Genomic DNA, 8,866 nt, shown 5'->3' with positions numbered 1-8,866 from the left:
GAGGCAGCGGTCGCATACAAGCTCCAACCATCCTTCAAGTGCAAAACTTAGTTTCAGAAATGCACTTCGTTTTTCATGTTCAACTTTTACGCTAACTTCCCCGTTGTCAACCAGACTCTCCTCAAAATGTACAAAGAACTTATCGTTCACCTCAAATTGGTAATCGTGCAGGCCTTCTTTAAGGCCTTTAAACTCAATATTATATTTGCTCTTCCAGCTCACGATTCCAAAAAAGTGGATGCAAAAGTATAAATTTTTTATTAACAGTTAAAGAAAACTTTGAAATATTTCAAAATTCTTTCCAAATCAAAACAGTTAAACCTGAGCCATTTGCATTAGTGCGAAGTTCGGCGATCGAACACAACAGGATTGCTCGTTATTGTTTTGATTTTATTTGTACAGAATAATTCGGAATGTGGTTCCTTTTCCCATTTCTGATGATTTGATGAAAATTTTGCCTTTGTGGTATATTTCAACAATTCGTTTTGCCAGGGAAAGGCCTAAACCCCAGCCGCGTTTTTTGGTTGAAAAGCCGGGATGGAAAATCGATTTCTGATGATTTTTAGAAATACCGCATCCGGTATCGGTGAGGTCAATATTTACCTGCTTTTCTTTTTCTTTTACATCGATAGAAATGGTGCCGTTATTGCTCATCGCATCGATGGCATTTTTGCATAAATTCTCAATTACCCACGAGAACAGAGCCGCATTTAATGGTGTTTCAATGTAGGCGTTGGTGTCGTAATTCAGCTCAAACTTCACCTTATCCGACGAACGTCGTTTCAGGTACGAAACGGCCGAATTCAATACTTCGATGAGGTTAACGCGCAGCAATTCCGGTTTTGATCCGATTTTTGAAAAACGTTCGGTAATTCGTTCCAGCCGCGAAGTATCCTGCTCCAGTTCTTTAATCAGATTGGGATCAACATCTTTCAACTTTAGCAGTTCAATCCATGCCATTAACGACGATATAGGAGTGCCCAGCTGGTGCGCTGTTTCTTTCGACATGCCCACCCACACCTGGTTTTGCTCGGCACGGTTGGTAGCCACAAACGCAAAATAGGCAACCAGAATAAATATCATTATAACCGCCAGTTGTATAACGGGGTACAACTGCAGGTTTCGCAGAATTGTTGATTCGCGGTAGTACAACATTAGTTTATAATCGTCGCCTAAATCGATTGGGATTGGCGCTGCATAATCCTGCATTTTTTTTAGTTCGCGTTGCAGCACTTCTTCTTTTCGGTCTTCGCGGTAGGCAATATTTCGGTCGGTGTTAAAAGTCCCGTCAGGATTTAATATCAGGATGGGAATAGTTGTGTTTTTCTCGCTAACCGTACCCAGAAACTGGAGATAACGCGTTTGGAGCTGAGCCATTTCGGGCGTGGTGATTTCGATGGTAGCATTATTGATTCCCTTTATCGCATCGGCCCAGATTTCAACCTTGTTGCGTTCTTCGTTGCCCATTTTTTTGGTTAGCCAGTTGGTGTATAGCATTGATGCTACTCCGATAAGAACAGCAAAGATGAGCAGTAAAATTTTTCCCCGTCGTCGTTTAAGATAAATGTCCAATGCAAATGGTTTTTAAGTACATTCTTCAGAACGACTTAAAGATAAAAATATTATACTGATAAACGGATTGCCGAAATAAAGGGGTAATCTAAATTTTGAATATTATTGTGACCAGCTATTTAAACGATTTTTGTTTTACCAACTAATTGTTTTGCAGTGATAACAATACCTTGAGTATCGATACCGCATTCCCTGTAAAGTTCCTCGGGAGTTCCGTGTTCGATAAACTGATCAGGAATTCCAAGTATTTTTATTTTATTGGTGAAACCGTTTTCGGCCATAAATTCAAGAATCGCACTTCCAAATCCGCCCTGAATACTACCGTCTTCGATGGTTACGATCTGCTCGAAATTCTCCATGATTTCTGTAAGCATTTCAGTATCGAGCGGTTTTACGAAACGCATATCATAGTGGGCAGCCGAAATATCGTTGCTGGCCAGTAATTTTACTGCCCGTTGTGCAAAGATTCCGGTTTTTCCTATCGACAATAAAGCAATGTCGCTGCCATCGTTTAATTTCCGGCCTTTTCCAATTTCAATTTTTTCGAATTCCTTTTGCCAGTCGGCAATTATTCCACAACCACGTGGGTAGCGTATTGAAAATGGCTGGTTAATTTCTTCCAGTTGCGCGGTATACATGAGGTTGCGCAACTCAATCTCGTCCATTGGTGCCGATACAATCATATTCGGGACCGAACGCATATAAGCAATATCAAAAACGCCATGGTGTGTAGGCCCGTCTTCACCTACCAGACCTCCGCGGTCAAGACAGAAAATTACGGGTAATTTCTGAATGGCCACATCGTGTATCACCTGGTCGTAGGCACGCTGCATAAATGTAGAGTAGATATTACAAAACGGAACCATACCTTGCGCTGCAAGTCCTGCCGAAAAAGTAACGGCGTGTTGCTCGGCAATTCCCACATCAAAAGCACGACCCGGCATCTGTTCTATCATTTTATTCATAGAGCAACCGGTAGGCATGGCAGGAGTTATCCCCACAATTTTCTCGTTTTTCTCTGCCAGCTCAACCAGAGTGTCTCCAAATACATTTTGGAATTTTGGTGCTTGATCAATTTTGCAATCGCACTTGTAAATTTCTCCGGTTTCCTTATCGAAAATACCCGGCGCGTGCCATTTGGTTTGATGAATTTCGGCCTGTTTAAAACCTTTACCTTTTTGGGTGATTACATGCAAGAGTTTTGGCCCCGGAATATCTTTCAGGTCGTTTAATGCATTGGTTAAATACCGCACATCGTGTCCGTCAATCGGGCCGAAATACCTGAAGTTGAACGCTTCGAAAAGATTGTTCTCTTTCAGGATCATGTTTTTCAGTGCATGCTGGTTTTTCTGGATAAACTTACGTGCCTTCTTTCCAAAACCATCCAGTTTTCCCAGTCCTTCCCAAACATCGTGTTTCATCCGGTTGTAGGTGTCGGACTTCGAAATGTTGAGCAGGTATTTATTCAGTCCACCAACACTTGGGTCGATGGCCATATTGTTGTCGTTAAGAATAACCAGGATATCGGCATTTTCGCCTCCTGCGTTATTTAATGCTTCAAAAGCCATTCCTCCGGTCATGGCGCCATCGCCAATAACAGCAACCACCTTACGCTCTTGTTCTCCTTTAATTCTGGAAGCAATGGCCATTCCTAATGCGGCAGAAATAGATGTTGACGAGTGTCCGACACCAAAAGCATCGTATTCGCTTTCGCTACGTTTTGGGAATCCGCTAAGTCCTTTGTATTTCCGGTTGGTATCGAATTGATCTCTTCGTCCGGTAAGTATTTTGTGTCCGTAAGCCTGATGGCCCACATCCCACACCAACTGATCGTAAGGCGTATTGTATACGTAATGCAGGGCAACAGTGAGCTCAACAACTCCCAGACTGGCTCCGAAGTGCCCCGGATTGGTTGAAACCACATCGATAATATAATCGCGCAACTCCTGACAAACGTCTTCGAGCTGGTCAACCGGTATTTTTTTTAGATCGTCGGGATTGTTTATTGATTCAAGCAGCTTCCCCTTCGCGTCTTCCATTTTTCCAAAAATTACTGAAACAATAACAACTGTTCTGCTACAGTTTGTTCACTGCAAAAGAAATAAAATTACTTGTAAAAAAGTATGAGATCACTGATGTTATATAAATGAATTGATTTGAGCCAGCCCTTCGAGCGTTAGCATGGGCTCGCAGAATTTAATATTTTTTGTTAACGGAGCGATTATTGCACTTAGCCCTCCGGTAGCTACAACGTTAAGCGATTCGCCCAGTTCTTTTTCGGTACGTTCAATCATCGAATCTACCAATCCGGTGTAGCCGAAAATAATTCCCGACTGAATGGCATGAATGGTGTTTTCGCCCAAAACCGATGGCGGAGGCGCAATATGAATTTGCGGTAATTGTGCAGTTTTTCCGGCAAGAGCGCCAACGGCGGTGCGTAAACCGGGCGCAATGGCAACACCTAAAATTTCCGAATCTTTACCAATGGTTGTGAACGTTAAAGCAGTACCAAAATCAATAACCATAGTATTGTTGCCATATTTTTGGTAGGCAGCCGTGGCATTGGCAACCAGGTCGGCTCCAATTTCGTATGGATTGAGAACTTTAATGGGTAAACGATTATAGATCTCGGGGTTAAGGTGGTTGATAACCGCATTGTCGAATAAACCCGATAACATTTCGCGAAAAGGATGAACAAGCGAAGGCACCACACTGCATAAAATAATCCGTGATATTTCGGTGCGGCAGATCTTTCCGGCGGTTAACAGCGACCGGAAAATAACCTCATATTCGTCGGCCGTTTTCAGTTGATCGGTTTGAATGCGCCAGTGGTTTACCCATTCTTCATTTTTATATATTCCAAAAACAATGTTTGTGTTTCCTATGTCGATTGCCAGTAACATATATTTGTGTATTAAATTTTCAAAAGTACCTTTTTCTGCTGTCAGTTGCGAATTGTAACGGGTTTTTTGCGCATATTAGCTCTGTTGTTTTCTAAATAAATTAATGTTATTTTTAGTGCAGCGCTAACACTATTTCTAAAATTATGCAAGAGACAAAAAATCCTTTAATTTTTCTGATCGAAGACAGTACCGTTTACAAAGATCTTATTGTCGGTTATTTGCAATCGAACAAGTTTTCGAATCTGAAAGTTTTTAAAAACGGAGATGAATGTCTCAAACAAATACATTTAAAGCCGGATATTATAATTTTAGATTATTCAACCGAAGGTACAAGTGGTTTGGAATTTATGCTTCAGGTAGAGCGCGAATACAGCCATATTGATTTTATCTTTCTGAGTGCGCAAAGTAAAGTGGATACAGCCGTTAAAATTATGAAGTTGGGTGCGGCCGACTACATCATTAAAAACGATCAGGCGCCCCAAAAACTGGTTGAATCGATAGAGCGACTTAAAGACTCGACAAAACAGGAGAAAAAAAGGTTCAGTTTCAAACTGGGAGTGCTTGTTTTCTTTATTGCATTGTTCCTTATTATAATGATCATCACCTTTGTATCGGTCTTTTTCGATGTGGGCTTGTGATGCGTAATGGTTTTGAAATTTACCTGCTCCTCAATTACTCAATTACTCATTCACGTTAATGCGAAATTGCTCTATTGTAAAATTGCTAAACTGAAAACTGCGACTGAATTAAACACAAAGACTCAAAGACACTAAGAAATGAACCACATTAGGTACATAGGACACAATAGATTTGTTTACTACTGCTAAATTGTTCTATTGATAAACTGCTAAACTGTTTACTGCGACTGCCAACTGAAAACTTTCCTCCCACTTCTGAAATCTAATATCGTTAATCTTCATTCGAAATTCATTATTCAATTGTTCCTCATTCCCTCAATAACTCATTCGCGATCTACTGCTAAATTGTTCTATTGATAAATTGCTAAACTGTTTACTGCGACTGCCAACTGAAAACTTTCCTCATTTTTTTTATGTGTTATGTCAGCTCTACGGGATTGAGGTGATGAACATATTTCGAAAAATGTTACCTTACGCGCTTCATCTAAATTTATCGAAAAATGGCAGTTCTTTCAGTATTAAAAGGATACAGTAAAAGTTTCTGGACTTCAAACACTATTGAATTATTTGAGCGTTGGGCGTGGTATGGTTTTTACCTGGCTTTTCCGCTGTTTTTGGTAGGTTCGACCGATACCGGAGCACTTGGTTTTTCGAATGCCGAAAAGGGAGCAATTATGGGAACCAGTTCAGCATTGTTGTACTTTTTACCTGTGATTACCGGAGCCATTGCCGACAAAGTAGGATATAAACGAATTTTATTGCTGGCCTTTAGCATTTATATCACCGGGTTTTTAATGATTAGCAGCTTTAACTCTTATTGGCCCGTTTATTTTGCTTTTATGTGGACCTGTATTGGTGGCGCGTTTTTTAAACCAATTATTTCGGCTATGATCGCAAAAACTACCAATGAAAAAACTGCCTCAATTGGTTTTGGTATTTTTTATATGATGATAAATATTGGTGGATTTATCGGTCCTTTTATCGCCGGAGCGTTGTTAAAATTAAGTTGGTCGTGGGTATTTTACATGTCGGTAGCTGCCATTGGAGTGAATGTATTGCTCACACTTTTTATGTTTCGCGAACCCGGAGTTGAAAAGGATGGTAAATCATTGTTACAAAATATTGCGCAAGCGATTAAAAATATCTGGATCACGCTTCAGAACTGGAAATATGTGCTTTTCCTGGTGATCATGATCTTATTCTGGACTGCTTTTAACCAGTTGTATTATTCGTTTCCAATATTTGTTGACCAGTGGATTGATACCACTTCGGTTTATAACGGATTACATGCGGTATGGCCATGGCTGGCCGAAACAATTGGAGATAACGGAACAATCAGTGCCGTATCGATGACCAGTATGGACTCCTTCTTTATCATTGTCTTTCAGCTAATGGTTTCAGCTTTTGTTATGCGCTTCCGCCCCCTGGCTGCCATGATGGGGGGGATTCTTGTGCTTGCCGGTGGTCTTGGGTTGATGTTCTCAACACAAAGTGGCTGGTTAATTCTGTTGGGTGTTTTAATCTTTGCACTTGGCGAAATGGGAAGCTCTCCAAAGTTTACCGAATATGTGGGTAAAATTGCTCCGGCCGATCAAAAAGCTTTATATATGGGAACGTCGTTTTTGCCAATAGCCGCTGCCCACAAACTGGCGGGTTGGCTTTCCGGCGACTTTTACGAGGGTATCGCCGATAAGTATTTCCTGTTGCAAAAGGAAGTAGTTAATCGTGGAATACAGTTTCCGGCAGAATATTCGGCAGATTTTACTAAAAACGACTTTTTCGCCCAGGCAGCCGACAAAATGAATATGACACAAGTGGAACTGACCAATTATTTGTGGCAGAGTTATCATCCTTCAAATATTTGGATGGCATTTTCGGGTATTGCAGTTTCGGCAGTTATTTTCTTGTGGTTGTATGATCGATTTGTAATGGGAGGGAAGTAAGAAGTTTTCAGTAATCAGTCGAAGTTTTCAGTTTCTGTTGAAAATTGAATATTGAGAATTCAATATTGGATATTTTGATGCTGGATGCCGGATATTTGATTCTCGATACTCGTAGCCTGAAAATTGATTATTCTACTTTGAAAATTTTTATTTAGTCGAACTTATATCCAATAACCAATTTTCAATTTAGAATATTCAGCTTGTTTTTCATGGGAATTGAATATTGAGAATTCTACATTGCGGATTCCTTTACAATATAGCGCCAGGGCTTGCTAATCCAGGGTTCGCCGGCATAGTCGATTCCAACACGCGGAGCGCTTATGAATTGGGGATTTTCTCCCGTGTCTTCAACCCATATTCTTTCTGATGAGCCAAGGTTTTCACCATAAAAACTTTGGTCGAGCTGCAGTGCGCGGCCCACTCTGCCTGGTCCGTTTATTCCTTCAATTCCACGTATTAAAACTGCAGAAGAGTCTCCCGCCTCGCCTGTGACAAAGTTTAGCATCCAGTACATTCCGTAAATCAGGTAAACATATACCAGGCCTCCTTTTTCGAACATTACTTTGGTGCGGGGAGTTAAGCCTTTGTTGGCATGGCAGGCTTTGTCTTCACCTCCGCGATAGGCTTCGGTTTCGGTAATTACGAACTTTTGTATGGTGCCATCCTCAAATCGTCGTACCAATAATTTTCCGAGTAACTCGGGGGCTACCTGGGTTACATCGCGCAGGAAGAAAGAATTTGGTATTCGACTGGAATCTGTTCTCATATTTTATCGCTAACTGACCGGGAATATGCGAAATAAAAATCTAATGATTTATTGTGGCACTAAAATTATACTTTTATAGTTTATTAAAAAACAAGATAAGCGGAATGCAAACCATCCACATGACCGATATTTACGGGCAATACCTAACCATGAAGGCGGAGATTGACAATGCCATTCAGGAGGTGATTAAATCTACCCGGTTTATTAAAAGTGGGAAGGTGCTTGATTTTGAAGCGAAGTTGGCCGAATATCTGAATACCAATGTAATTACGTGTGGAAATGGTACCGATGCACTTCGGCTGGCCTTTATGGCCCTGGATCTAAAACCGGGAGACGAGGTAATTACTACTGCTTTTTCGTTTGTGTCAACCGTTGAAGTTTTGGAGTTAATGGGGCTTAAGCCTGTTTTTGTTGATGTTTGTCCGGATACATTCAATCTGGAGGCAGCGCAAGTTGAGAAGGCCATTACGCCAAAAACAAAAGCAATTTTACCGGTACATCTTTTCGGGCAATGTGCCAATATGGAAGCAGTAGTAAACATTGCAAAAAACCATGATTTATATATCGTAGAAGATGCTTGTCAGGCATTTGGGACGGATTATCTGTTCTCTGACGGTACGAAAAAGAAAGCCGGAACAATCGGGCATATCGGCTGTAATTCATTCTTCCCGTCAAAAAATCTGGGTGCATTTGGCGATGGTGGTGCTGTTTATACTAGCGATGTAAAATTTGCCGACGCAATTCGTTCTATTGCCAATCACGGAATGAAAGCAAAATATGAATACGAGCGTATTGGAATAAATTCAAGGCTCGATAGTATACAGGCAGCGATTCTTGAGGTGAAACTAAAGTACATCGATAAACATATAGACGCCAGACAAATGGCTGCCCGGTTTTATGATGAGTATTTGAATAATTTGAACGGACTGAAAATTCCTGCGCGAACAGAATATAGCACGCATACTTTTCATCAATATACCATTCAATCCGAGCGGCGCGACGAGTTAAAAACCTGTCTGGAAAGCCATGGGATTCCTTCGATGG

8 protein-coding genes are annotated in these 8,866 nt (G+C 40.9%); 3 read left to right on the top strand and 5 right to left on the bottom strand.

Features of this window, described 5'->3' with window-relative positions; translation table 11 throughout:
- From ABZB17_RS16770 to ABZB17_RS16755, 4 genes are all read right to left on the bottom strand, one after another.
- A partial coding sequence (locus tag ABZB17_RS16770; RefSeq protein WP_372651771.1) for a DUF177 domain-containing protein occupies positions 1-222 on the bottom strand: 222 nt, incomplete at its 3' end.
- Between the two features lie 168 nt (positions 223-390).
- Entirely contained in the window at positions 391-1,572 is a 1,182-nt protein-coding gene (locus ABZB17_RS16765) for a sensor histidine kinase (RefSeq protein ID WP_372651770.1), read from the bottom strand.
- 119 nt (positions 1,573-1,691) lie between these two features.
- The gene (gene dxs / locus ABZB17_RS16760; RefSeq protein ID WP_372651768.1) at positions 1,692-3,611 is read right to left on the bottom strand and encodes a 1-deoxy-D-xylulose-5-phosphate synthase; all 1,920 of its coding nucleotides are present in this window, start codon (positions 3,609-3,611) and stop codon (positions 1,692-1,694) included.
- A gap of 99 nt (positions 3,612-3,710) precedes the next feature.
- Positions 3,711-4,475, bottom strand: coding sequence for a type III pantothenate kinase (locus ABZB17_RS16755; RefSeq protein ID WP_372651766.1), 765 nt, complete (start codon positions 4,473-4,475; stop codon positions 3,711-3,713).
- Positions 4,476-4,618: 143 nt separating this feature from the next.
- Between ABZB17_RS16755 and ABZB17_RS16750 the strand changes: the two genes are divergently transcribed.
- Together ABZB17_RS16750 and ABZB17_RS16745 are read left to right on the top strand one after the other, a co-directional pair.
- On the top strand, positions 4,619-5,113 hold the full coding sequence (locus ABZB17_RS16750) for a response regulator (protein WP_045025983.1): 495 nt from the start codon (positions 4,619-4,621) through the stop codon (positions 5,111-5,113).
- Between the two features lie 500 nt (positions 5,114-5,613).
- Positions 5,614-7,056: an MFS transporter gene (locus tag ABZB17_RS16745; RefSeq protein ID WP_372651764.1), complete on the top strand. Its 1,443-nt coding sequence runs from the start codon at positions 5,614-5,616 to the stop codon at positions 7,054-7,056.
- Positions 7,057-7,288: 232 nt separating this feature from the next.
- Here ABZB17_RS16745 and ABZB17_RS16740 read toward each other — a convergent pair whose 3' ends face one another.
- Entirely contained in the window at positions 7,289-7,822 is a 534-nt protein-coding gene (locus ABZB17_RS16740) for a DNA-3-methyladenine glycosylase (protein WP_372651762.1), read from the bottom strand.
- Between the two features lie 53 nt (positions 7,823-7,875).
- Here ABZB17_RS16740 and ABZB17_RS16735 point away from each other — a divergent pair.
- Positions 7,876-8,866 (top strand): DegT/DnrJ/EryC1/StrS family aminotransferase (locus ABZB17_RS16735; RefSeq protein WP_372651760.1); only part of this gene is annotated, 991 nt, incomplete at its 3' end.

The organism is Draconibacterium sp., assembly GCF_041583095.1.
Classification (GTDB): Bacteria; Bacteroidota; Bacteroidia; order Bacteroidales; family Prolixibacteraceae; genus Draconibacterium.
The sequence above is the reverse complement of the archived record's forward strand: the minus strand, read 5'-3'. Positions and strand labels throughout refer to the sequence as shown.